General features: G+C 45.0%; 31 protein-coding genes. 12 read left to right on the forward strand and 19 right to left on the reverse strand.

Features of this window, described 5'->3' with window-relative positions:
* Positions 1-327 precede the first annotated feature (327 nt).
* The 6 genes from QUA99_RS27280 (at position 328) to QUA99_RS27300 (ending at position 2,493) form a co-directional block, all read left to right on the forward strand.
* Positions 328-483, forward strand: coding sequence for a DUF2283 domain-containing protein (locus tag QUA99_RS27280; protein ID WP_333242962.1), 156 nt, complete (start codon positions 328-330; stop codon positions 481-483).
* A 126-nt stretch (positions 484-609) separates the two neighbouring features.
* Entirely contained in the window at positions 610-843 is a 234-nt protein-coding gene (locus tag QUA99_RS27285; protein WP_333083708.1) for a hypothetical protein, read from the forward strand.
* Positions 844-846: 3 nt separating this feature from the next.
* On the forward strand, positions 847-1,023 hold the full coding sequence (locus QUA99_RS27290) for a hypothetical protein (protein WP_333242965.1): 177 nt from the start codon (positions 847-849) through the stop codon (positions 1,021-1,023).
* Positions 1,017-1,181 (forward strand): hypothetical protein, encoded by a 165-nt coding sequence (locus QUA99_RS33285; protein WP_445251048.1) that lies wholly within the window; start codon positions 1,017-1,019, stop codon positions 1,179-1,181. The genes QUA99_RS27290 and QUA99_RS33285 overlap by 7 nt, the downstream gene beginning before the upstream one ends.
* A 56-nt stretch (positions 1,182-1,237) precedes the next feature.
* Positions 1,238-2,092, forward strand: coding sequence for a TIGR02587 family membrane protein (locus QUA99_RS27295; protein ID WP_333242968.1), 855 nt, complete (start codon positions 1,238-1,240; stop codon positions 2,090-2,092).
* Entirely contained in the window at positions 2,089-2,493 is a 405-nt protein-coding gene (locus QUA99_RS27300) for a TIGR02588 family protein (protein ID WP_333242970.1), read from the forward strand. The genes QUA99_RS27295 and QUA99_RS27300 overlap by 4 nt, the downstream gene beginning before the upstream one ends.
* Before the next feature lie 171 nt (positions 2,494-2,664).
* On the opposite strand, the gene QUA99_RS27305 is transcribed toward QUA99_RS27300, so the two are convergent.
* The 7 genes from QUA99_RS27305 to QUA99_RS27335 all read right to left on the reverse strand — a co-directional run bounded on the left by QUA99_RS27305 (position 2,665) and on the right by QUA99_RS27335 (position 8,320).
* Positions 2,665-3,258, reverse strand: a complete 594-nt coding sequence (locus QUA99_RS27305; protein ID WP_333242974.1) for a CPBP family intramembrane glutamic endopeptidase — start codon at positions 3,256-3,258, stop codon at positions 2,665-2,667.
* A gap of 31 nt (positions 3,259-3,289) precedes the next feature.
* Positions 3,290-4,372 carry a DUF3326 domain-containing protein gene (locus tag QUA99_RS27310; RefSeq protein WP_333242976.1) on the reverse strand — a complete coding sequence of 361 codons (1,083 nt, stop codon included), beginning with the start codon at positions 4,370-4,372 and terminating at the stop codon, positions 3,290-3,292.
* Positions 4,369-4,560: a hypothetical protein gene (locus QUA99_RS27315; protein WP_190738159.1), complete on the reverse strand. Its 192-nt coding sequence runs from the start codon at positions 4,558-4,560 to the stop codon at positions 4,369-4,371. Before QUA99_RS27315 ends, QUA99_RS27310 begins: the two co-directional genes overlap by 4 nt.
* A 57-nt stretch (positions 4,561-4,617) precedes the next feature.
* Positions 4,618-4,935: a 2Fe-2S iron-sulfur cluster-binding protein gene (locus QUA99_RS27320; RefSeq protein ID WP_333242979.1), complete on the reverse strand. Its 318-nt coding sequence runs from the start codon at positions 4,933-4,935 to the stop codon at positions 4,618-4,620.
* Positions 4,936-5,563: 628 nt separating this feature from the next.
* Positions 5,564-6,745 carry a GTPase gene (locus QUA99_RS27325; RefSeq protein ID WP_333242981.1) on the reverse strand — a complete coding sequence of 394 codons (1,182 nt, stop codon included), beginning with the start codon at positions 6,743-6,745 and terminating at the stop codon, positions 5,564-5,566.
* Between the two features lie 196 nt (positions 6,746-6,941).
* Positions 6,942-7,481 carry a Uma2 family endonuclease gene (locus QUA99_RS27330; RefSeq protein ID WP_333242984.1) on the reverse strand — a complete coding sequence of 180 codons (540 nt, stop codon included), beginning with the start codon at positions 7,479-7,481 and terminating at the stop codon, positions 6,942-6,944.
* 194 nt (positions 7,482-7,675) lie between these two features.
* Positions 7,676-8,320, reverse strand: a complete 645-nt coding sequence (locus QUA99_RS27335) for a PD-(D/E)XK nuclease family protein (protein WP_333242986.1) — start codon at positions 8,318-8,320, stop codon at positions 7,676-7,678.
* Positions 8,321-8,572: 252 nt separating this feature from the next.
* Between QUA99_RS27335 and QUA99_RS27340 the strand changes: the two genes are divergently transcribed.
* On the forward strand, positions 8,573-9,535 hold the full coding sequence (locus tag QUA99_RS27340; protein ID WP_333242989.1) for a hypothetical protein: 963 nt from the start codon (positions 8,573-8,575) through the stop codon (positions 9,533-9,535).
* 194 nt (positions 9,536-9,729) lie between these two features.
* On the opposite strand, the gene QUA99_RS27345 is transcribed toward QUA99_RS27340, so the two are convergent.
* Positions 9,730-9,930 carry a hypothetical protein gene (locus tag QUA99_RS27345; protein ID WP_333242992.1) on the reverse strand — a complete coding sequence of 67 codons (201 nt, stop codon included), beginning with the start codon at positions 9,928-9,930 and terminating at the stop codon, positions 9,730-9,732.
* 146 nt (positions 9,931-10,076) lie between these two features.
* Positions 10,077-10,226, reverse strand: a complete 150-nt coding sequence (locus tag QUA99_RS27350) for a BrnT family toxin (protein WP_333242995.1) — start codon at positions 10,224-10,226, stop codon at positions 10,077-10,079.
* 170 nt (positions 10,227-10,396) lie between these two features.
* Between QUA99_RS27350 and QUA99_RS27355 the strand changes: the two genes are divergently transcribed.
* Positions 10,397-13,381: a CHAT domain-containing tetratricopeptide repeat protein gene (locus QUA99_RS27355; RefSeq protein ID WP_333242997.1), complete on the forward strand. Its 2,985-nt coding sequence runs from the start codon at positions 10,397-10,399 to the stop codon at positions 13,379-13,381.
* 98 nt (positions 13,382-13,479) lie between these two features.
* Here the strand turns inward: QUA99_RS27355 and QUA99_RS27360 are convergent, their stop codons facing one another.
* The 9 genes from QUA99_RS27360 to QUA99_RS27400 form a co-directional block, all read right to left on the reverse strand.
* Complete coding sequence (locus QUA99_RS27360) at positions 13,480-14,433, reverse strand: F0F1 ATP synthase subunit gamma (protein ID WP_333243000.1); 954 nt, start codon at positions 14,431-14,433, stop codon at positions 13,480-13,482.
* A gap of 128 nt (positions 14,434-14,561) precedes the next feature.
* Positions 14,562-16,079, reverse strand: coding sequence for a F0F1 ATP synthase subunit alpha (gene atpA, locus QUA99_RS27365; RefSeq protein WP_333243003.1), 1,518 nt, complete (start codon positions 16,077-16,079; stop codon positions 14,562-14,564).
* Positions 16,080-16,197: 118 nt separating this feature from the next.
* The gene (atpH, locus tag QUA99_RS27370; RefSeq protein WP_333243006.1) at positions 16,198-16,743 is read right to left on the reverse strand and encodes an ATP synthase F1 subunit delta; all 546 of its coding nucleotides are present in this window, start codon (positions 16,741-16,743) and stop codon (positions 16,198-16,200) included.
* 3 nt (positions 16,744-16,746) lie between these two features.
* Positions 16,747-17,274: a F0F1 ATP synthase subunit B gene (locus QUA99_RS27375; RefSeq protein WP_333243025.1), complete on the reverse strand. Its 528-nt coding sequence runs from the start codon at positions 17,272-17,274 to the stop codon at positions 16,747-16,749.
* Between the two features lie 87 nt (positions 17,275-17,361).
* The gene (locus QUA99_RS27380; protein WP_015175642.1) at positions 17,362-17,829 is read right to left on the reverse strand and encodes a F0F1 ATP synthase subunit B'; all 468 of its coding nucleotides are present in this window, start codon (positions 17,827-17,829) and stop codon (positions 17,362-17,364) included.
* 26 nt (positions 17,830-17,855) lie between these two features.
* The gene (gene atpE, locus QUA99_RS27385) at positions 17,856-18,101 is read right to left on the reverse strand and encodes an ATP synthase F0 subunit C (RefSeq protein ID WP_172184535.1); all 246 of its coding nucleotides are present in this window, start codon (positions 18,099-18,101) and stop codon (positions 17,856-17,858) included.
* Positions 18,102-18,247: 146 nt separating this feature from the next.
* Entirely contained in the window at positions 18,248-19,003 is a 756-nt protein-coding gene (gene atpB / locus QUA99_RS27390) for a F0F1 ATP synthase subunit A (RefSeq protein WP_333243008.1), read from the reverse strand.
* Positions 19,004-19,030: 27 nt separating this feature from the next.
* Positions 19,031-19,486, reverse strand: a complete 456-nt coding sequence (locus tag QUA99_RS27395) for an ATP synthase subunit I (protein ID WP_333127601.1) — start codon at positions 19,484-19,486, stop codon at positions 19,031-19,033.
* A 575-nt stretch (positions 19,487-20,061) separates the two neighbouring features.
* Positions 20,062-20,514, reverse strand: a complete 453-nt coding sequence (locus QUA99_RS27400) for a nitrate reductase associated protein (RefSeq protein WP_333243011.1) — start codon at positions 20,512-20,514, stop codon at positions 20,062-20,064.
* 165 nt (positions 20,515-20,679) lie between these two features.
* On the opposite strand from QUA99_RS27400, the gene moaA reads away from it, so the two are divergent.
* The 3 genes from moaA to QUA99_RS27415 all read left to right on the forward strand — a co-directional run bounded on the left by moaA (position 20,680) and on the right by QUA99_RS27415 (position 22,401).
* Entirely contained in the window at positions 20,680-21,669 is a 990-nt protein-coding gene (moaA, locus tag QUA99_RS27405; protein ID WP_333243014.1) for a GTP 3',8-cyclase MoaA, read from the forward strand.
* Between the two features lie 88 nt (positions 21,670-21,757).
* The gene (locus tag QUA99_RS27410; protein WP_194061434.1) at positions 21,758-22,108 is read left to right on the forward strand and encodes a type II toxin-antitoxin system RelE/ParE family toxin; all 351 of its coding nucleotides are present in this window, start codon (positions 21,758-21,760) and stop codon (positions 22,106-22,108) included.
* Positions 22,105-22,401 (forward strand): XRE family transcriptional regulator, encoded by a 297-nt coding sequence (locus QUA99_RS27415; protein WP_333243016.1) that lies wholly within the window; start codon positions 22,105-22,107, stop codon positions 22,399-22,401. Before QUA99_RS27410 ends, QUA99_RS27415 begins: the two co-directional genes overlap by 4 nt.
* 26 nt (positions 22,402-22,427) lie before the next feature.
* On the opposite strand, the gene QUA99_RS27420 is transcribed toward QUA99_RS27415, so the two are convergent.
* A complete protein-coding gene (locus QUA99_RS27420) occupies positions 22,428-23,024 on the reverse strand; it encodes a Uma2 family endonuclease (RefSeq protein ID WP_333243019.1) in 597 nt (198 codons plus the stop codon).
* 543 nt (positions 23,025-23,567) lie between these two features.
* Here QUA99_RS27420 and QUA99_RS27425 point away from each other — a divergent pair.
* Positions 23,568-23,876 carry a hypothetical protein gene (locus QUA99_RS27425; RefSeq protein ID WP_333243022.1) on the forward strand — a complete coding sequence of 103 codons (309 nt, stop codon included), beginning with the start codon at positions 23,568-23,570 and terminating at the stop codon, positions 23,874-23,876.
* Positions 23,877-24,167: the final 291 nt, after the last annotated feature.

Raw genomic sequence — 24,167 nt, forward strand, 5'->3', positions numbered from 1 at the left:
AAAGCAGTCAAGTTGCTGTTTAAAGAACTCGTTGCTGAGCTTGTTCATTCCAAAATCTAAAATCTAAAATCTAATTTCCAGCGGGATTTTTGTCAGGGGCCGCGAGATTTTTGGCGGAGTGTTAAATATATAATCCGGCCACTGCAAAAATAGCCGCCAGCCCGTCCGGCTGAGGACACCCAAGTCTATCTGGCTAGCGTTTAATTTTTTGTCGCTATTTAAAACCTAGAATTGCTAGAGTGAAAGTAGAGGCGATCGCAGCTAAGGAAGACGAAGACTGGATGATGAGCGCTGTAATTGTTAATTTTTTTTTAGCAGGAGGTTCCGGTGAAACTGACTTACGATCCGAGATACAAGGTAGCTTATATATACCTGCAAGAAAAAACCGCACAGGTAAAAACTATCCAGGTTAGCGATCGAATGAATTTGGACATTGCCCCCGACGGTACTATTTATGGAATTGAATTAGTCAATGCCAATTAACAATTAGGGGCAGATATTCAAGGAAAACAGATTGTTGTCAACGAAGCTTTGGGAGAGTATCCTGAGATTAAATTCGCACTATAACTGCCTTAATAAAATTCTGTTAAATACAGATTAAAACCTACCATGAAAGCCTACGAGTTTCCAGCAAAAGTCACAGATGAAGGGAAAATAGAATTTCCCGATACTCTCTTAAAACACTTGGCAGCTAACCAAGCAGTCAGAGTTATTGTTCTGGTAAAAGAACCAACTGACACAGAAGAAGATGAAGAAGAGGAAAACGCTGCTTGGCAGATCCTTGCTGCTGAGCAATTATTGGCTGGCTACAGCGAGGAAGATGCTATCTACGACAATATTTGAAATATGCCAAATTATCAATCAGGAGAAGTTCTCTTACTGGCACTACCTTTTGCCGATGTAACAACATCAAAACTCCGTCCTGTGCTGGTACTTTTGGATACAGGAGATCAAGATATTGTTGTTGCACGAGTGACAAGACAAGTCAAACAACTAGGACAGTTTTTGATGTTGAGATTGTAGAATGGGAGCAGGCAGGTTTGTTGCGTTCGTCAGTGGTTCGGCTGCATAAGGTGAACACAATAGAAAAGCGTTTGGTCAATCGTCGATTGGGAATTTTAACCGCTAGCGACTGGACGCAAGTTAGAGAAAGAACACAACAAATATGGTATTCTATTTGAGCAGGTTTTAAAAATTATTGACTTGCCAAATTTTTGAGGTGCGTTTTCACTAAAACATGAACAAATCAAAAAGACGCAAAAATCAGTGGTTAAATGAACTAAACGACATCATTCGAGGTGCATCGGGTGGCTTTTTGTTCGGAATTCCGTTGCTTTATACGATGGAGGTTTGGTGGATCGGTTCGCATACTAAACCAGCGGAAATGTCGATCGCGATCGCAACTACTTTTCTCGTCGTTTTCTTGCTGACTCGCACGGAAGGTTTTCGCAAAACTCAAGACATTCGCTGGCTAGAGGCTGCAATCGATACCGTAGAAGCGATGGCTATCGGCATTGTCTGCGCGGCATTTGTCCTGTTTTTGCTCAGGGAAATTACGCCGGAGACTCCGCTGCAAGAAACTTTGGGGAAAATCATCTTTGAAGGTCTGCCGTTTGCGTTGGGAGTAGCCCTGGCAAACGGTTTCTTGAGCGGCGATCGCTATCAAACTTCAGACAGCGAAAAGCAACCTACCATTAATGCAACTCTAGCAGATATCGGCGCTACTTTAATCGGCGCGACGATCGTTGCTTTCAACATCGCCCCAACTGACGAAATTCCCATGCTAGCGGCAGGTATTTCGCCACCTAGGCAATTAGCAATTATCGCCGCTTCGCTGCTAATTTCCTACGGTATTGTATTTGTAGCAGGCTTTACTTATCAAGCAAAACGGCAGCAGCAGCAAGGGATTTTTCAGCGTCCCCTCAGCGAAACTGTCATGGCCTATTTAGTGTCGCTGGCGGCTTCTGCATTTATGATGTTTTTCTTCCACAAACTCACTTTTGACGACCCGTGGTCGATTTGGTTGAACTATACGTTAGTATTGGGATTGCCGGCGGCTGTTGGCGGCGCGGCGGGGAGGTTGGCGGTATGAGTGAAAGTAATAACGAACAGCAAAAAAAAAGAACTCCTGCTGAATGGGTGGCATTTGCGATCGCCTGCTCGATCCTTTCTATCCTCATCGGACTCGTACTCTACAACTGGGTGACTAAAAAGCAGGAACCTCCGGTTATTTCTGTCAGTCGGAACACGCCTATTCGCGAAACTCAAGGGCAATTTTACGTGCCGTTTGCAGTAACTAATACGGGCGGCGAAACAGCCGAATCAGTGCAAATTATTGCCGAATTGCGCGTCAACGGTGAAGTTGTAGAATCCGGCGACCAGCAAATTGATTTTTTGTCAAGCGGCGAAACTCAAGAAGGAGCTTTTATCTTCAGCCGCGATCCGCGTCAAGGTGAGTTGATTGTGCGATCGAGCAGCTACAAACTGCCTTAACACAGATAGAACTCGGCGGTTAAAACCTTTTCACCTCTGTGAACTCTTCCTCTTCCTTCGCGCCCTTAGCGTCTTCGCGGTTCGTTCAACCTAAAAACCCCCTTGCGCGTTGGCATTTATTGCTATATTCAGCGCAGGCGCGATTTCAATCGCTTTGGAATTGCGATCGAGCTACCGCTTCACCACATTATTTTCCCACTTCCAAACACAGCTAGAAATCAAATTTGTACAAATATGAGCCGTAATTGGCACTAACAAATTCCCAGTAGCTAAAACGCTGTAACCCAACAGCAATCCGACAGCCGTTGCCCAAACAGCATAAGGCCACTGATCCATGCCTCCCAAATGCAGAATGCCGAAACAAAAACTCGATAAAACTATACCGGTAACATTCAATCCCAAAGCAGACAGCATTACGCCTCGAAATAGCAATTCTTCGCTAAGTCCCGGCAGCAGTCCCAGCCAAATTAAATCCGGCCAAAACAAAGGTTTGAGCACTACTTCCAAGTAAATGTCTGCACTCCGGCGATAACCCGGCCAGAGGCGATAAACGATCGCACTGCAGCCTGTAATTGCCAATCCGATCGCACATCCTTTGAGCAAGTCCATTCCTATCAATTTGACTGGCAAAAGCGATACCGATCCAAATAGCAACCACAATTTAGCTACCGCCAGCAACATAATTGCTGTCACGCCCATTGCTACTAAAACTTGGGTGCGCGTCAAGGGTTCAATTTCAGGATTTCCGGGAAGTTTTTCTGCCACTTAATCACTTTTAGATTTGAGGTTTGAGATTTTAGATTTGTTTTGTTGAGTCAGACAAACAACGCAGGGAGGAGATGTCTGCACCCAAGGAAGCTGGACTGATGCCGGCTCGCAAAGCGACCAAAACTCCGATCGCCTCTAAATATGAGTTTACCTGCAAAGCTTTGATTCCGAGTTTTTCTGGAGTCGCCTGCATCTGGGTTTTGTTATCGCCCACAGCGATGATTTGTACGGACGATCGCCCGCTCAAACTCAGGATAGCACTGCCTCCGCACGCTGTGGCAGGTATCACCACTGCATCGACTCGATCGGCGGTAATTGATAATTGATTGTGCTGCTGGCTTTCTGGCGCTACCAATTGGGGAGCTTTGCTGAGGCCGGCAAGGACGCAAGGTAAGAAAGTATAGCCGATTTCCTCAGCAGCCGATCGCGGAGACAGGTGCGGATCGAGGGGAAGTGGGGAAAGCGCGGGGGCGTGGGCGCAGGGGATTTTAAACGTCCTGACGATGAGGTGGCTGATCACAGCTTCCGCGCCGGCGAGGGGGTCAACTCCTTTGCCGCGGCGGTAGTTTTCGAGGGCGAGGCTGCCTTCATCGTCGGGAAATCTGGCTACAACTGCGATCGCCTCTACTCTGGCTTGTTCGATCAATTTTTCTGCAGCGCGCAATAAACTGTCGGGATTGCCGATGGTTCCCCAGGATGCCCCAGATTCAGAAATACGCAATTCTACTTGCAGAGGGCGATCGGTTAAAACACAATCCGTTATATTCAAGCCCAATGTAGCTCTAGCAGCATCAACGGCTTGCAAGTGTCGCAACTGCAAGTCTGGTTCGATCGCAGAATCTAGGATTAAGCCGATGCGATTTTGATGTACTGGTTGCAGTCCCCAGCATCCGGCAGCAAATTTGTCAAGGGCGTAACCTTCAACGTAGAGAGCGTTAGGTATCGGCCAATAAAGTTGAGCGCCGTTGAGGACGTTGGGGTGAGTGATCAGGGTGTCTGAAATTTGGGCGATCGCCCTAGCCACGGGCAGCGCATCTCCTGCAAACCCACCAATCGATGCTCCAACGCCTGTGGGGACTATCAAAACCACTGTCAAAGGGCGGGGGTTCACGATGTTGCGGGGGATGCTTCCACGAGCACGTAGCCTTCTACCACAGCCTTTTGCCGATCGACATCCACGTCTGTGACTGCCCACCGCAGGGGTTCGCCGTACTTTTGCAGTTCAATTTCAATAGCCGAGTGCAGTTGCTCGGCTGTCTCGTGGAGGTCAACTTCTGCGGAAATGAAATGGGTGGTCATAGGGCGATCCATAATGGTTTTACCGCTAACGGTACTTAGGTCAATTTTAGTTTAGTCCTAGGATTTACCGAATTGGCGATCGTACACAATGTCTTCTTTTTCTGTTTCTATCTTCAAGTTCGATCGGGGATAAGCAACACACAGCAACACATAACCTTCTGCCTGAAGTTCGGGACTAACGCCCATGCAATCAACTTGATCGACTTGACCCTCAATAATTTTAGCAGCGCAAGTAGTACAAACCCCTGCATTGCAAGAACTCGGCAACTTAATGCCGGCGGCGTTGGCGGCGCGGAGAATTTGTTTATCTTCGGGTACTTCTACGGTATAGGTAGAGCCTTGGTGGATCAATTCAACAGTGTAAGTCTTAGACATATTTTAATTATTGGTTTTAATTCCCCAATTGGAATTTACGCTAGATTTGGAAACAAAGCAATCAGTATTTTACCGCTGTTGGTGCTTTTGTGCAATTTTACAAAAGTTATAGTCGCGGACGCATCGGAGTTCAGAAACCGAGTTGTTTTACAAAAATACACATCCCAAGTTAGATTCAGACTTGTATAATATTAAATCTTGTAGGGGCGGGTTCACCAATAATCTGAGCCTAAAACAAACAATCTCGAAAACCCGCCCCATCCCACAAGCCATCAAAATTTACATTCAGATTTACCGTGGGTGGAGGCGGGTTCACCAATAATCTGAGCCTAAAAAAAACAATCTCGAAAACCCGCCCCATCCCACAAGCTATCAAAATTTACATTCAGATTTAGCGTGGGTGGAGGCGGGTTTATATATATTAGACATCTCCCATAATTATTGTGGCACAGGCCGGAAAGGCTGTTCTTCACAGGCTTTTTGGGAGATGTCTAATGCTTGTCATTGTTATATCTCGAAATGTACCTTCAGATTTACCGTGGTGGGGGGCGGGTTTATATAGATTTTTGGTGAGAGTTATATATTGTTGGTTAACCCGCCCCTACAAGGACAACAACCAATCAGAAATTTATTCAATATTAATTTGATTGGGTGGTTTAGGTTGATTCTGTTTCTCATCCTTCAAAGTTTTACGCCCCGAAGTCGCATAATCCTTATACAAATCCACAAACATCTTTGTCAACTGCTGCAAAGAAAGTTGTTCTCCATTAATTTGAGCTTTCATATAAGCTTTAAGCACTTCAATGTAAGCCAAACCGAGGGCAAGCGTGAGAGTTGCCGCCGTTGCCCCGGAGATAGCACCGCCGACAACAGTACCCGCACCAGGAATCATTTTAATCAAATTAGTAACAATACTTCTGCCAACAGCAGTCACCCCACCTGTGCCGCTAATAGCAGACAGCATCGCCGAAATAAACCCCTTATCAAAGGGCATTCCAAAAATCACAGTAATATTAGCAATCATTGCCGTTTGCATCGTCATCAAAATCGGCGCATCAGCAAAGGGTACAGGAGTCGCACCGACAATTGCAGAACCTGCAACATAAGCACTTAGATACTTAAATGCCATATCGGATTTGAGCGCAATATTAGCAATTTGTTCTTTAACAAAAGCTTTTTTAGCTACTTCCGGCAGCAGTTGAAAAGTTGCATCTACCAACTTATCTAAACCGTGAGATTTTACTGTATAATCCTCATCTATTTCTTCCGGCTCAGCCATGACGGGAATGATTTGACTGACTGGCAAATTCATGTGTTCCAGTTGCTTGAAAAACTCGCCCGGCTTTTTAGATGTCGTCTGAGTCAGCACTAAAAGAACTGGTACATCTTTGACTTCCATTTCTTTTAGCCAGTTTTCCTCCACAGATTCTATTCTATTGGCGCTGTGATTGATGCAGTACCAGATGACGTGAATGTGTTCTTTGGGGTGCAGGAGTCTTTGGTCTTCAATCAGTTTAGCAACGTTTAATTGAATAACTTTAATTTGTTCGGCATTGAGTTCGAGTCCGGGAGTATCGTAGACTGTAATTGGGCAATTCGGTTTGGTATATTGGCGAATGCCTTGAGTGATGGGACGGCCGACTCCGGTTTCTGCTAAGCGTTGGCGAAAAACGGAATTTATCAGGGTACTTTTGCCGACGCCGGTTTTGCCGATGACTAAAACATTGCACTGTCCCACTTGGTTTTCTGCCTCTTTGAAGGCGTAGTAACTTCTATTTAAAAGCTCGTCTAAGGAAAAGTCGTCTGACATGGCGGTTTGCTCCGATAATCGTGGGATATTAATTAAATACCACCGAATAGAATTCTGATGCTCTACAAACGAAGTCCGCGAAGGCGGACTGGGGGAGTCTTAAGAATATTGTAGCAATTTGATTTAAGAACTGGTGCAACGGGTAGAGGAGAGTTGTGTGTCGCGTGCTGCTAAATGAAAGGTTGTAGAATTTAGTTTAAGCTAGCAATCGATCGACTTCGATGCTAAAACCGATCAGGATTTGTTGGGTACTGGCGGTATCGCCGGATCTAAATGTCAATATTTCATTTTGAGTCATGACAAATATTAAACGACTTTCGGGAAAAACTAGCCAAACTTCCTGACAGCTAGATTCTAAATATTCCTGTGCTTTGAGAAATACATCTTCAGCGATATCGGTGGGTGAGACTATTTCGGCAACTAAAGGGAAACTTTGGGGTAAAGTGGCAAGATTGCCAAATTGTGCAACTAATTCGGGTGTGAGATAAGCGACATCGGGGCGGCGAATTTGTCGGTTAGTGCGGCAAGGAACCTCGACATAAGCCTCTCCACCTTGTCCGCTAGAATCTTTGTAATTTTTCCAAGCATCCCCCAGGCTTAACTGAATTTTACCCGTCTTTAGTGTCATGCCATTTTTCTCCACAAGTTTGCCGTCTACCAATTCCATGTTGTCGGGAGGCTCGGTGATGAACTCTTCTAAAGTAAAATTATCCTGTACAGCAGTAGCAGTGACCATAGTTATTTCCTCGCTTTTATCAAACTCATTTGTTACTATTATGACCGATCGCCCTTGCCGATCGCACTTTGACCGACACTGCTGAAATTATACTGTAACGCCGTCAGGCCGAGCAACGCAGGCTGACTTGCTTCTAATAGCGACAGCTTTTAACCTATCGGTTGTCGGCATTACGGGTATTTCCGGCGATCGACTTATGCAAATAAATCAGTTCCTCGGCTCATTTTTACAGAACAGCACGCAGAGGGAACCTTACAATAGCGACATTCCCAATCGCTAGGTTTTGGGTTGGGAGGTTGAGAATTACAAAGCATGGCAATTAACTGCTGCAAACGCTGTCTAAATTGCTCATTAACATACCACTTGGGAATATCTAAAATGCCATCTCGATAAACTAAGCGCCCGTGCGGAATGTGACCTTTAAACAGATTTTTGGTTTCGGGGGCAAAGGGCAACATTGACATATAGAGAAGCACTTGCATTTTATGGGAATCTTTGCGCTTGCCGGTTTTGATATCTTCGACAACAGCCCAATCATCTTTGGTAGCAATAATGTCTGGCCTGCCGGCAACGCAGATATCAAAATTTTGACCTTTATATTTGAATGAATTTTGATTTTCAACATAGACGGTGAAACCTTCATTTTGCAGTTGTACTGCTCGTTGAATCAGCTTTTCTTCATGTTCTGAGGGGTCATAGGTGCTTGGTTGTTTTTCAAATTGATAGTGAGTCCGTTGCCATAATGCGTGTTGGCAATCTTTTTCGTTTGCTAAAGGTTCGGCAAGCCCAGTTACAGTGGCGTAGCGATGGAATCTTTTTTGCGCTTGTGTCAGCTTCATAATCAACTTCCTTTTGGTTAAAATTTAAGGTTGATAGTTTCACCATAAAAAAGTTGACATAGTTGGCAATACCCTTGACGTAGTTGTTTTTATAGCGAGTTAGTTTTTCTATTTTATTTAGTTGAAATAGTCGAAATAGTTGAAATAGTTTGATGATTTGAGTGCCTTTTCTTTCTACTAGGGATGTGCTAGATTGAAAGAGAGGTTTCAGAAACCAGGTTTTTCGCTCGTTGCATAACCAGAGGTATCCCGATGACTCCTGAACAAAAAAAGTTTCTTGACGACATTGCCGCAGAAATGAAAACGCAGCCGGCGTTTAATGATAGAGAGTCATTATTTTTCCCACTGCGCTTCGATAAAAATCGCCCTATTGCAGTTCAACACAAAGAAATTGCTGAAAACTTAATGCCAAAAGATCCTCTTCTTGGATGTGTAAATTATGCAAGTTCAATCGGCACAACGGTGCAAAATATTGTGAGTGCAATGGTAGGGAGATTAGAAACCGAACACAAAAAAGCAATTTCAGGTCTATATGAAGCGGAAATGAGAACCGATGGGGTTGATGTTGATAGCTTACTGAATGGAAAAAAGGGAGAAAAAGGTACTTGGGAAGTCGTTTATGATTGGCTGTGGCATCATAAATACCTGCGGTGGCTTGATGAAAATGGCTGGCAAATTTTGCAGGAAAAAGCTAAATCCCATCCCAATTGGCTACAGTTTTTAACCAAAGAGGAAATGGCATCTGTGCAAAGGGGAACTAGAGCCGTCATTTTGCCCCCGCCTCCCCCTGCGGTGCAGAAAATTACGCCAACGATTCCCGCAGAAAAGTCGCTTTGGATGGTGATTAATTTAGAATTTGATAATTCTCAATTGCTGTTGTTGAATCGCAGCCAAGATGGGGAATTTTTGCTTTGTCCATCTTCTGCCTATGCACCGCATCCTATTATCGAGAAACCGCCCATTTTGCTGCCTCAAAAAGATTCTTGGGCAGATCAAGATGAGAGCAAGACAAATTTTAAGTTTGGGAAACTGGTAAAGGAGGAGTTTTTAGCAATTGCTGTGGAGAAGCCTGTGAGTTTACCTTGGTTGATTCCCCGTGAAGAGGAAGCTTTGCCGGAATGGAATGCTGAACGACTTAAAGAGTTATTTGAACAATTGGAAAAACAAGATAATTGGCAAGTGTTTTATCAAAGCTTTGAGGTGGTGGAAAAATAGCCGTAAGTCATTTCGTCAAGCATCCCGTCAGGGATTTTAATCCCTGCCTAATAGCTAAAGTCGGTTAAAACTGATTGGAAAACAATCGAATTAGTCCTATGCAAGAGGACTCGCAGCTCTGAGACAGGGGTTTTAACTCCTGTTGGATAGGAAGTTTAGAGAGAGGGAATCATGTTTGAGGTTAGGTTTCTAACCTACTCAATACTTTGAATTAGTTTAATGTTATTTCTCAGCCATTCATTGACCAAAACTTGCACCTCAATCTTTTTATGCTCAGCAATTTTAGTCACAAATTCCTCGACATCGGGTTCGAGATAAATGGGATAATGAAACGTAGCATCAGGGTGATAAAACTTGCCTTGATCTGCTTTGGAAAAGTCATACTCTGATTTCATAATTGCCTCTCTTGATAAGCTTGGCTTTCAGTGATATTAGCTTTACGGGCTGAAATAATCCGAATTATACAGGAGGTGCGATCGGTATGTTCAAAAGTATAGATAACAACCCTTAAAACTCCTGTTTCATCTAAGCCTATGGTAATCTATCTATCTTCATCTTGACTATGTTCTTCATCATAGATTGTTAATTGATAAGGATCGCGAAAAACAGTTGATGCCAAACGGAAATTTAATTGATGCTTGCGAATATTTTGCTTTTCTTTGGCAGGATTCCAATCAAAGTTATAATCCAAGGCAATTTATCAGGGTAAGTTAAGGTGGAATTAAATTATAACATAAACGATAAGTTTATGCACTAATGTGATTTTTGAACATTTTAGAGTTTAACAAACCTGGTTTATCAGCTATCAGATAGCATCCCAAATAGTCCCATGCTCGCATAGAAGGAAGAAGAAAAATAACAATGTACGAAAATCGCAGCGCCGCCTATTGGCAACTCATCCAAAAACTGCTCGAATGTCCCAGTGCGAAAACACTGGAAATCTTAAACGCACATTTAGAGTTACTAGAACCCAATTTTTTGCAAATGATAATTGTGGTTGCTAAACAATTCTCTGATAACGGCAACCGAAATGAGGTTGAATTTTTAACTAATCTTGCCTTGAAACTAGGGGAATTTATGGGTTGCGAGCATCAGCAAACAGCGCTCAGGAAACAGACAGCAGATATTTTATTACAGTGGGGAATTGAGCAATATTACGTTAGCCAGTTGGTCGCTTTTCTGTGTTGGCAACAGTGTCTTACCATTTATCAAGCTGTTCACGATCGTGAAGGGGAAGCGGCTACTCTGGTAAATTTAGGCATCGCTTACGCCTCTCAGGGAGAATATGAAAGAGTGATCGATTTACAACAACAGTCTTTAGCCATTTATCGGGAAATTGGAGACCGTCAAGGGGAAGCGAAGTCTCTAGGAAATTTAGGCAACGGTTACTATTTTCTGGGACAATATAAAGAAGCATTTGCTTCCTATGAAGAGTCTTTAGCTCTTTGCCAAAAAATAGGAGACCGTCAAGGGAAAGCGGCTACTCTGGTAAATTTAGGCAGTGCTTACAACTCTCTAGGACAATATGAGCTAGCGATCGCTAAAGAGGAAGAGTCTTTAGCTATTAGTCGGGAACTCGGAGATCGCCTTGGTGAAGCGAGTTCTCTGGGAAATTTAGGCAATGCTTGCCGCTCTCTGAGAAAATTTAAAGAAGCGATTGATTTCTACGAAAAGTCTTTAGCTATTTTTCTGGATATTGGAAACCACCTTGGGGAAGCGAATTCTCTGGGAAGTTTAGGCAGCGCTTGCTGCTCTCTGGGAGAATACGAACAAGCGATCGCTTACCACAAAAAGTCTTTAGCTATTAGTCAGAAAATCGGAGATATTTTTGGAGAAGCAAATTCTCTGGGAAATTTAGGCAATGCTCATGACTTTCTCGGAGAATTTGAACTAGCGATCAATTACCACGAAGATTCTTTAGCTATTAGTCGGGAAATCAAAGACCGCCAAGGAGAAGCAATTTCTCTCAACAACATTGGCAATGCTTACCGCCAATTGCAGCAAACAGAGAAAGCCATTGAGAAATATCAAGACAGCCTCAAAATTGCCATACCCGAAACCATGCCAGTCGAATGTTTTCCAGCAGGTCAAAACCTCGGGAACATCGGCTTCACCCAAGGCGACTGGCAACTCGCCTTAGAAGGATACGAACCCGCCATAAAAGCAGTCGAACAACTCCGCAAAGGTTCAACCACCGACAAACGCCGCCAAGAAATCATTGCAGAAGCCATCTCCGTTTACGCCAACGCCGTCCAATGCTACATTAACCTCAAACAATACGATAAAGCCGTCGAAACCGCCGATCGCTCCCGATCGCGCCACCTCGCCGACTTATTCGCCAGCAAAGACCTCTACCCCCAAGGCGAAATTCCCCCCGAAGTCGAAGCATACTATCGCCTGCAACAACAAAGCGATCGCTTGCGTATTTCTGAAAATGACGGTACAAAAGCGATCGCCGCCACTCGCCAACCAATCCCCAACGGCGACGCTATCATCGAAAAAATTAAAGAATTAGAAGCAGAAAAACAGCAAGCTTGGCTAAAAATTCGCAGCAAAGACCAAGTTTTGGCGGCTCAATTGCAACCAGCCCCCCTCAGTTTCGACCAGATGCAAGCCTTAATTCCCGATGCCGAAACCGCCATCCTCAATTTTTACACCACTGCTGAGCATACCCACATTTTCATCTTGCGCCAAAGTCAAGCAACCAAACTCCACACCTGCGAAGGTCAAGGACTTGAAACCTTGCAAAATTGGCTATTGAACAACTGGTTAAGGCCTTATGTCGAAAACAAAACCGCATGGAAAAATCAAATGGGTGAATTTCTCCCAGAACTCGCTAACCGCCTGCAAATTAATCAACTAATTTCCCAACATCTCAACGGCATCAAAGAACTGATTATTATCCCTCACCTGTACCTGCATCAAATCCCCTTTGCTGCCTTACCATTAAACGAGATTCCCATTCCCCAAAGTGATACAGCTTCCGACAAAACACGCGGCTTAAAACCTCTGAGCAAACCCACCATCACCCCTGCCAAAACCCCGCCCCAAAAACAACCAGAATACCTCAGCGATAAATTCCGCCTCCGCATCGTTCCCAGTTGCCAAATTCTCAACTTTTGCCACCAGCGAGGCAACCTCAAACCTGCGACAATGGGAATCGTAGAAAATGCCACAGGCGACCTCGTTTTCACTGGCTACGAGTGCGAAACCCTGGCAACCATGCACCAAATTGATAAAAATTCCCGCCTCGAATATGAGCAAGCGACGATCGGCAACTATCACAACTTACTCAACCAAGTGCAAGTCCTTCATTCCAGCCATCACGCCAGTGCCGATCTGAATAATTCCCTAGAATCAAAACTGCATTTATTTGATGGCGATATCAACCTCGGTCGTGTTTTTACCTGGAGATTTACCGACTTAGCCGAAGTGTTCCTCTCCTGCTGCGAAACTAATTTAACTTTTACCCAAATTACCGACGATCCGCTCTCCATTGCTAGCGGTTTCCTCTGTGCGGGTGCGCGAAATGTGGTCAGTACCTTGTGGGCTGTAGATGATTTAGCAACCGCTTTATTTTGCATTTTATATTATCAAGAAAAGCAGGATAATAGCCGATCGCAAGCGCTGCAAAAAGCACAATTTAAGCTACGCAACTTGACAGGTGATGAGTTATCTAGTAAATATAAACCCCTGTTAGAGGATTATTTTGAGCAACAAAAAGGAGAAAAACAAGCAGAAATTGTCAAAAATGTGCGATTGCGTTTAGACTGGCTTGGTCGGCAAGAATTGCCGTTTGTCAGTCCCTATAATTGGGCGGGGTTTGTGTCGCAGGGTTTGGCGTAGGAGAAACAGAGGTCAAGAAAATCATCTTTTCGCCCAAAAAAAAGCGCCTGAGTTCCCTCAGACGCCTACCATAAAATCAACAAATTGTCAACCCTAACCTAACCCTTCAAAGCCTCAGCACCGCCGCAAACTTCCAGGATTTCCTGAGTAATTGCCGCTTGCCGCGCCTTGTTATAAGTCAGCGTCAAACTACCGATCAAATCGCTAGCATTCTCACTAGCATTGTTCATCGCCGTCATCCGCGCAGCCAACTCGCTAGCTGCAGACTCTTGCAAAGCCCGCAGCAATTGGTTGTTTAAATACAAGGGCAAAAGAGCATCCAGAATTTGCGCCGGATCTTGCTCGAAAATCATGTCGCGGGGCAAACTCTTCTTAGTAGGTGCAGAAACCTTTTCGCGCGATACTTGAAACTCTCCGCCTTTCGTAGTCAAGCGGAAGATTTCATCGTCTTGCACTTCAAAACCTTGGGGGTCGAGGGGCAGCAAGGTTTGGATTACCGGACGCGAACTAATTAGCGACACAAACTTGGTGTAAATTAGCTCAACTTTGTCCACAGTTCCCGACAAAAACAAGGAAAGCAATTCGTCAGCAATTTGCGCGGCTTCCGGTGCTGTGGGAATTTGTTCTAAGTTAGCGTAAGTAGCATCAATCGGCTGTTCGCGGCGCTGGAAATACTGAGTAGCTTTGCGTCCTACCAACACGTATTTGTAGTCCAAGCCTTCAGCTTTGATTTCCTTAGCGCGATTTTCGGCGTATCTGATGATGTTGCTGTTGTAGCCGCCGCACAAACCCCGATCGCCCGAAACTACCAACAGTCCCACCGATCGCACTTCGCGTTTTTTCAGCAGCGGCGAATCCAGGTTTTCAAACTGCAAGCGTTCCGCCAAACCGTACAATACCTCTGCCAGTCGATCGGCAAAAGGCCGAGTAGCAGTCACCTGTTCTTGAGCGCGGCGCACCTTAGCAGCGGCCACCAAGCGCATTGCTTCTGTAATCTTTTTAGTGTTCTTGACCGACTTAATGCGATCGCGAATAGTTTTCAGATTTGCCATAACTTTCTCCTTACATCCTTGCCCGCATCTTCTTAATTCAAACCGCAGATTAACGCAGAGTAACGCAGATCGACTTCAGATTATCTGCGTTAATCCGCGTTCATCTGCGGTTCAAAATTTCTACTTTTCTACGCAGAAACTAGAAAACTTTGCTTGTATTCAGCGATGCCTTCTTTCAGCAGCTTCTCAGCTTCATCAGTCAAGGCTTTTCCGCCTTGAACAATTTCGCCGTACTTCGGCTTGCTAGTCCGCAAATAGTCGCGCAAACCAACAGTAAACTTGTTGACTTTTTCCACAGGAATGTCATCCATATAGCCGTTAATACCGGCATAGATTACAGCCACTTGTTCGTTCATCGGCAGAGGCGAACTTTGGGGCTGTTTCAACAGTTCCCGCAAGCGTTGACCGCGCGCCAATTGATTCTGAGTAGCTTTATCCAAGTCAGAAGCAAACTGAGAAAATGCTGCCAGTTCTTCAAACTGCGCCAATTCCAATTTCACCTTACCGGCTACTTTTTTCATCGCCTTAGTTTGAGCCGCCGAACCTACCCGCGATACCGAAATACCGGGGTTTACTGCCGGACGCAAACCAGCGTTAAACAAGTCTGAAGAAAGGAAGATTTGACCGTCGGTAATCGAAATTACGTTCGTCGGAATGTAAGCAGAAACGTCACCAGCTTGGGTTTCGATAATTGGCAAAGCAGTCATGCTGCCTTCGCCCAAATCGTCGCTCAATTTAGCAGCGCGTTCTAGCAAGCGAGAGTGCAGGTAAAACACGTCTCCGGGATAAGCTTCGCGACCGGGAGGACGGCGCAGCAAGAGCGACATTTGGCGGTAAGCTTGTGCTTGTTTGGAAAGGTCATCGTAAATGACCAAAGTGTGCTTGCCTTTGTACATGAAATACTCAGCTAAGCTAGCACCTGTGTAGGGAGCCAAATATTGCAGGGTTGCGGGGTCGCTAGCGTTGGCTGCTACTACGATCGTGTAGTCCATCGCGCCCTTTTCTTGCAGGACGTTGACGATGTTAGCTACTGTAGAAGCTTTTTGACCGATCGCCACGTAAACGCAGATCACGTTTTCCGATTTTTGGTTAATAATCGTGTCGATCGCGATCGCAGTTTTACCTGTTTGTCTGTCACCAATAATCAGTTCCCGCTGTCCTCTTCCCACCGGAATCATCGCATCAATAGCGGTAATTCCTGTTTGCATCGGTTCGTAAACAGAACGGCGAGAAACAATCCCCGGTGCCGGAGATTCAATCAAGCGAGATTCAGTAGTTTTAATTTCGCCTTTGCCGTCAATCGGACGGGCCAAAGCATCAACTACTCGTCCCAACATTGCTTCACCCACGGGGACTTCAGCAATTCTGCCAGTAGCAGTAACTGCCGAACCTTCTTCGATGCCGAGGCCTTGGCCCATCAACACTGCACCGACGTTATCTTCTTCGAGGTTGAGTGCAATACCAACGGTGCCGTCGGCAAATTCTAGCAATTCCCCGGACATAGCTTTATCTAAGCCATAAATCCGGGCAATGCCGTCGCCTACTTGCAGAACCGTACCGACGTTAGAAACTTTAACATCTTGGTCGTACTGCTCAATTTGCTGGCGAATAATGCTGCTAATTTCGTCTGGTCTGATTGCTGCCATGTCAGTTGTCAGTTATTATTTGTCAGTTATCCCTTGTCAGTTGTCAATTGTCAGTTGTTCAAAACTACTAACAGTTAACCCCTAACTAAATTAGCTAATAGTTATCAGCTATTAACTATTAAGAATTCAATCGAATTCCCAAGCGGCGCAATTGTCCTCGCAGGCTGGCATCAATCACTTGAGAGCCTACTTTTATCACGACTCCGCCGATTAAATCTGCGTCTATTTTGGTTTCAATTTCTACTTGCCTTGCGCTTGTCATCGCCTGCACTTTCTCGCGAACAGTTTGCTGCTGAGCGTCTGAAAGCGGGACAGCCGAGGTAACTTCTGCCAAAACAGTTTGGTTGAGTTCTCGGAGTTCGGTCAAGTATTTTTTGCCAATTCCTTCTAAAAAAAGAATCCGTCCTTTGTCTACTAACAGCCGCAAAAAGTTCTGCATCAACGGGTTCATTTCTGACCCCGCTATTCGATCGATGACGGCTTTTTTATCCTGCGGTTTCACCAGAGGACTGCCTAGAAACAGGCGCAGTTCCTCCGAATTTTCTAGCAGGTTCAGCAAGGAGCGGATATCTTCGCCGAACTGCTCTGAGAGGTTGTTAGACTTAGCCAGTGACATCAAAGCGGATGCGTAAGGCTGTAAGACTTCGGTGCTGACTTTACTCACTTTCTAGCCTCCCAGTAAGGCAATGCTGCGATCGATTAATTGGTGTTGAGCGTTTTCGTTCAAGCTAGTTTTTAGCTGGCCTTCCACCCTTTCTAATGCCATAGATACAACTGCCGATCTGAGTTGGGCGATCGCTCTTTCCCGCTCTGCTTCCAACTCTTGACCTGCTGTTGCTTTCATGCGTTCAACTTCCTGCGCTGCCTGAGCTAGAATTGCTTCTTTGGCTTTCTTCGCATTTTCTTCAGCAGCGGATCGAATCCGTTCCGCTTCTGCTTGGGCCTGAGTCAATTTCTGCTGTTGTTCTGCTAGAGCTGCTGCTGCATCTTTTTGGCGAGTTTCTGCTTCTTTAATCGCCTCTTCGATGGCGGAGCGTCTTTCGCTGAGGATGTTCCCTAAAAAGCCGCGCCCGAAGTAAAACAGCAATCCAATAACAACGATCAGGTTAATCAGGTTGGTTTCTAAAATATCGAAATTTAAACCGAAACCACCTTCGCCGCTAGCTTCTGTGGCTAGCAATAAAACAGTCCCCATGATACTCTTCCATAATTGCGCGTGCAGGTTTGGTGAACCGATTTTAGATTCGAGCATTTACCCAAAATCTAAAACTGTTCGATAGAGCTATTTGACCAGTGCAGTGCCTAATAGCTTTTCAAGAATTTGTCGGCTCAGGACATCTACTTCTTGCTCCAGCGAGCGCATTGCCTCTTGTTTTTGTTGCTCAATCTCTTGTCCTGCCTTTTCTCGCGCCTCTTGAGCTTCTTTTTGAGCCTCAGCTACTTTTGCCGACGCGGTTTTTTGGGCATCTGCTTGAGCCGCAGCAATTACTGCTTGAGACTGTTTGCGAGTTTCTCCCAGTTTTTGTTCGTATTCCTGCGCTAATTTCTGAGCTTTCGCCAAGCGTTCCTGAGCCGACAGTTGAGTGGTGCGGATGTATTCATCCCGCTCGTCGAGCATCTTTGTCAGGGGCTTATAGAAAACAGCATTCAGGACTACCATCAAAACTAGGAACTGCAACGCCATAAAGGGCAAAGTTGCATCAAAATCAAACACTTTTAGTTCCTCCTTGGTTTTGGGGCGGAAAGACATCCGCCCCTTTTTGCAGTCCTTCAGTATTAAGCGAAGGGATTAGCAAACAGCAGCACCAATGCAATAACTAGACCGTAGATGGTCAGGGATTCCATGAATGCTAAGCTCAGCAGGAGAGTCCCGCGAATTTTGCCTTCTGCTTCCGGCTGGCGGGCAATACCTTCTACTGCTTGACCCGAGGCATTACCTTGACCGATGCCAGGTCCGATCGCGCCCAAACCAATAGCTAAACCTGCGGCGATAACTGAAGCAGCAGCAACTGTCGGATTCATGATAATTTTCCTTAACTTTGTGTACAGATTGAAAAACAGATAGTGCGTAATTGGTAATTGGTAATTGGTAATTAGTCATCAGTCATTAGTCGTTGGACTGCTGATTTCTGACATATCGCTATTAGCCATTAACCAATTCCAGAGTGTTAATCGTGGTGTTCGTCGCCGTGTCCTTCCAATGCTTCGTGAATGTAAGCTCCTGCCAAGGTGGCAAATACCAAAGCTTGAATCGCACTGGTAAACAGACCCAACATCATTACGGGCAGAGGTACAAACAGGGGAACTAACAGCACCAGCACCGCTACCACTAATTCATCCGCTAAGATGTTACCAAATAAACGGAAACTTAGGGAAAGAGGCTTGGTGAAATCTTCCAAGATGGCGATCGGCAACAAAATTGGGGTTGGTTCGATGTACTTAGTAAAGTAACCCAAACCCCGCCTGCTGAAACCCGCATAAAAATATGCCAGAGAAGTCAGCAAAGCAAGTGCTACCGTCGTGTTGATGTCGTTGGTCGGAGCTGCTAGTTCGCCTTCTGGCAACTTAATTAGTTTCCAAGGAACCAAGGCCCCCGACCAATTCGATACAAAAATAAACAGGAACAAAGTGCCAATGAATGGCAACCAGGGACGGTACTCTTTCTCGCCGAGTTGATTTCTAGCCAAGTCTCGAATGAATTCTAAGGCGTACTCCATGAAATTTTGCATTCCGCGCGGAATTCTCTGCATATTGCGAGTTGCCGCCAGGGAAGCTATCAGGAGGAGAGCAATCACAATCCAGGAGGTGATGAATACCTGCCCGTGAACTTTGAGATTGCCTATGTGCCAGTAGAAATGCTTGCCAACTTCCAACACAGCGAAGGGAAGAGCATTAAAGGCATTTAAGACATTTAGCATTTCCATTCACAAGAAGTTCACACAGTGGAGGGTTCACCGACTGCCTGACCCATTGACGGGATCGGGAACGAACAGGCTTTGCAGCATATAAAAGACGAGCGCGCCCTTATATGTCAGAAATCCCAAAAATACGGGCAGAATGTGTAGCTGATTCCACTGAGTTGCTACTACAATCAACCCAATAAATACAGCCAACCGATTTTTACTCAGACTCCTCTTTTGCGGGCCGAGGCGCTCAACGTCTTTGGCCAACATTCTCAAGTAAACCACACCTACGATCGCCCCAATCAAGTAATTTAGGGCAATGTTGAGTGAATAAAAAATCCACACAGAGATAAAAATTATTCCTGTGAAAGCTAGTGTGACTACAAACAACTGTTGCTGAAGTTTGTAGAAATCTTGCATAGCATCAGTGGACTCCGGTTCGGACGAACCTGTCTGAGAGATGTCCTGCGTTTGGGCGGTGGATGCGCGAGATTGATCTGACAAGGTTACTTGACTTTTAAAGCAGTCGGTGTTAGTTGACTCCCACTACAATTAATTCGGTTGAAACCGTCTTGTAGCGACAAGTGTGACAAACGTTACAGCTCGTACACTTCAGATCGAATAATACCATGCACGGGTAACATAACTTAAAAAAAAATGAATTTTTAGATCGGTTTCTCAGAACGGTCTGCCTGAGGTACTGGGGCCAGGCAAGCGTGCAGAACCGTTACAAACCCTCACTCCATAAAGGTTTTACGCTCATAGCAGGGCAACGGTTGTGTCATAGACCGATCGCCCCTGGTACAGCTACTGTGTTTCGGCTGCGGACATAAGCATTTGTAATATTGTCTCGTCATAACCTGACAAAAGGCAAAGTGTATTTTTTACTCCAGACAATTCTAATTGTTTGCTATATTCAGGTCAAATAGAAATTGCTGTTCTTAGCGAGGGGCGATAGATAGTGGCGGATCACTGATCGGAGGGCTGCTGCCCGGCGTCAACTGCTGGCTGTCCTATTGTGTACCTGCGATCGCGATCGGGTAATCCGGTTCTGGAAACGGTTCGTGCGAAACTCGATCTCATTCAACAACCTTAAACTCTTGAAGCGCCGGGATGAAATTTTTATTCTCGTGGCTCGATCGACTAAGCTTAATCAAAGCAAATCGCTGTAGAGGCTGCAAATTCGCCCACTGGGCCAAAGAAATTGTCACGCCGAGCTCTTGCGCTTTTGCAGAAACCGACTCCGGTACAGTTGCAGCATCCATCCACGGGGGATTTTCATCAACAGCCAAATCAGTTCCTGGTTTGCCTGTCTGTTGAATTAATATTTGATTTAGCTTTTCTCGGTAATCAATAATTTCTGATTCTGTCAAGCAAGGTAACTCTACAAGACTTTGCCGTTCTGCTTGGTTAAAATGATTCCAATCCTGCAACTTCAATTTAATGCCGCAAGTATCTAACTTGAGACGTACTTGCATGGGGATGCAGCGCAAAGCTTCGACAAAATCAGCTTCAAATTCAAAGAATGTCATAGATGTATAGACTTGCAAACTAGATTTTTTTTTTTTACCGCAGAGGACGCAGAGAGCACAGAGTAAGAGAAAAGAGAGAAATCGATGCAGGTTTTTTGCTTTCTATCAATAATTGCAGAAAATGCGATCGCCATTTATAATTAAATAATATTACAAACTATTGACATGGATGCCGTAGACTACCTTCGGATTAGCTTGATAGACCGCTGCAACTTCCGCTGTCTCTACTGTATGCCGGAAGGTAGCGAGTTGGACTATGTATTGCAGCAGCAGTTGTTAACTCACTCGGAATTGCTAACTCTGCTGCGGGAAGTTTTTATACCCGTGGGATTTACCAAGTTTCGCTTGACTGGAGGGGAACCGCTGCTGCGGCCTGGGGTGGTGGATTTGGTGAGGTCGATCGCATCTTTGCCGGAAACGCGAGATTTGTCAATGACAACTAACGGCTTTTTGCTGGCGGGAATGGCGGAAAATCTCTACAATGCAGGTTTGCGCCGGATTAATATTAGTTTGGATTCCTTGGAACCGGAGACTTTTGATAAAATAATTGGCAGTCGGGGACGATCGCGATGGACGCAGGTTTGGGAGGGAATTCAAGCGGCTTATCAAGCAGGATTCGACCCGCTGAAACTGAATGTTGTGGTAATTCCCGGTGTGAATGACGGCGAAATATTGGATTTAGCGGCGTTAACAATTAACCGGAATTGGCACGTTCGTTTTATTGAGTTTATGCCGATCGGCAATGGGGATTTATTTGGCGATAAAGGTTGGGTAGCATCAGCCGAATTGCGGCAACAAATTAGCGACAAATACGGGTTAGCCGAGTCGGGAGTGCGCGGTAACGGGCCGGCGGATGTGTTTCAAATTCCGGGGGCGAAGGGCACTTTAGGATTTATTAGCCAAATGTCCGAGTGTTTTTGCGATCGCTGCAACCGGATGCGTTTGTCTGCTGACGGGTGGCTGCGGCCTTGTCTGCTGAACGAAACCGGGCAAATTGACTTAAAAACTGCTTTACGTAGCGGGACTCCTACAAGCGAATTGCGCGATCGAGTGCGGCACATATTAGAGATTAAACCGGAGATTAATTTCAAGCAGCGCGATTCGGGAACTACTCAAGGAAATTACAGCCGCACCATGTCTCAAATCGGCGGCTGAACTAACCGACATAGAGCGCTGAAGACATAAAATACTTAAGGCAATACTTGAGTATAATTGTCACAGTATTCGATTCTCAACAAACTCGATGACCATCAAGCCGATTCGGTGGGTTGGCCCTGCCCGCGAAGAAATCCAATCTCTTCCTGAAGATGCCCGAAAAGAAGCCGGTTTTTCACTTTGGACTCTCCAGCAGGGCATACAACCACCAGACTTTAAACCGATGTCGATCGTAGGTAAAGGCGTTGAAGAAATTCGGATTCGGACAGAAAATGCCTATCGGGTTTTCTATATTGCTAGATTTGAAGAAGCTATTTATGTGCTCCATGCCTTCCAAAAGAAAACTCAGAAAACAGCCAAGAAAAATATCGAAGTTGGGCAGAAACGCTACCAAGATTTGTTACAAAATCGTTTAAACTCAAGAGAACCGGAACAATGAGCGAAAATACTATTACCCAAGCAGTCGATAATATCTTTCTAGACCTCGGATTCTCATCTGAAGAAGCTGATAACTTACTAATCCGATCGCAACTAATTCTCGCCCTGACTCATCAGATTAAAGAGCGCGGTTGGACTCTCGATCAAACGGCTCAACATCTCCAACAGTCCAACGATCGAATCACAGCTCTAACTCAAGGTAAAATAGGGCAGTTTTCCGTTGACAGTCTGATTGCAATGCTCAATAAAGTAGGTATGACTGTCAAAGTCGAAATTTGCCCCAAGGTAGCTTAGGTGAAAATTATGCAATTTGGCGCATTCTACAACTGAAACTCTCCTCCCAAAACTTGTCCAGCCGTTAAATTCAACTGCGGAAATGTTGGAGAAACAAGTGTTTGTTCCCCTTGAAACATCCCAACTTCGACATACTCACCCGATTCTAGTTGAAGTACCGCTACTATCTGCTCTTGAGGGTCAACAATCCAATATTCAGGGATACCCCGCGCTGCATATTGAGCTCGTTTACTAATGTAATCGCGATCGCGCCCAACTCTACCTGGACTAACAACCTCGACAACCAACTGAGGAGGCGGCATATCAAGGGTGATAGTTAGCCTAGATGCTGTCAGCAAGATGTGTTCTGGCCGCAAAACCACCAAATCGGGGTAACGGTTAGCTGCGTCGCCCTCGCCCAGGATCGGAACTTGGATTTCGCACATATGTGTTTTGATACACCGCCAAGGGATGCCAGTATTGACGAGGACTAAAAACAGATAGCTGACAATGGCGTTGTTGGGTTCAGATTCTGGTGGCAATGTTACTAAGTCTCCGTCAATTAATTCGTAGCGGTTGTCGGTGTCGTCCTCATAGGTGAGGTACTCTTCAAAGGTAAGTTTTTGTTTGTGGGCTTGTATCATCTTTTACCTTCCAGGATTGCTATTGTTATTAAAATACTTACACATCCGAGGGAAGTGGCAGCCGCAGTGATTTTCATTGAATTAACAAGCTGGGTAGCACTGTCCGATCGCCCCGTGTCAAGTCGATCGCCCCGACACCACAAGCAAGGCTACAAAATGCACCATCTGGCTGGGTCTAGCGGGTTTTGGGATGATTCCACCTGTGGCAGTGGCAAGGCTGGCAGAGTTGCATCACAGGCACGGGTCGCAGGTCTAGCGCGGGTCTAGCGGTAGCTGGCAGTGTCGGTCGGGGCGATCGGATTGGAGCGGTGGCGGTCTAGCTGTTTTGCTTCACACTTGCACGTTGCAACCCCCAGCTTTTTTAAAAACTGGGAGGGTGTGGGAGCGGTGGCACACAGAGAGCGGTGAGAGCGCGGTGATGCGGTTGCCCCCAACAAAACCCGCCAGAGTTAGTGTCTAGCGGGTTTTAAATTGTGAGGTCTTTACATAAACTGTTGACATAAGTTAAAATATAGGTGTCAAAAACTACATTGTAAAAAATTCATGTCTAATTTAGAGCCTAATCCAGAACTAACATACTTTATGAATGGTACTGCTATTTTAGTGAGTAAATATTATCAAAATCTTACTATTATTTTTGATGAATCCGCTGTTGAACTTTTGAAAGGAATAGTTATAAAAAATAACTATTATTTTACTATTTTTGTTAATGACAGTGAGAAAGTTTCACCTGAAGAACGATGGGAATTTACACCAGTTCCTAAAGGTAATAGTAGCGAGACTTATAGTAATAGTCTTAGTGGAAGTATCATAAAAAATGACAAAAAACAAATAGTTTGTACTTATCCATAAGACTTTATTATTGTAACTTGTTTATTTTTTAGGATGTGAAAGCTCGGTTAGGATAGGTCCTATCCTAACCGATTTTTAATACTTTCAAACCTTAAATTAGGAAATAATCATGTCTTGAGGTGTAAGGTTTACAGGGCTTAGGCGGGGAAATATGGATATCCCCGACTAGCTTTAAACAATCCACCGCGCTACCTTAATCAAGAACACCCATATCCAGGGTAAGAGCATCTCAATCAGTCTTGACAAAAGGATTTGAGAAGAAGCATCATGTATTCATCATTCATTGCAGCC

Source organism: Microcoleus sp. F10-B2 (assembly GCF_036704965.1).
GTDB lineage: Bacteria > Cyanobacteriota > Cyanobacteriia > Cyanobacteriales > Microcoleaceae > Microcoleus.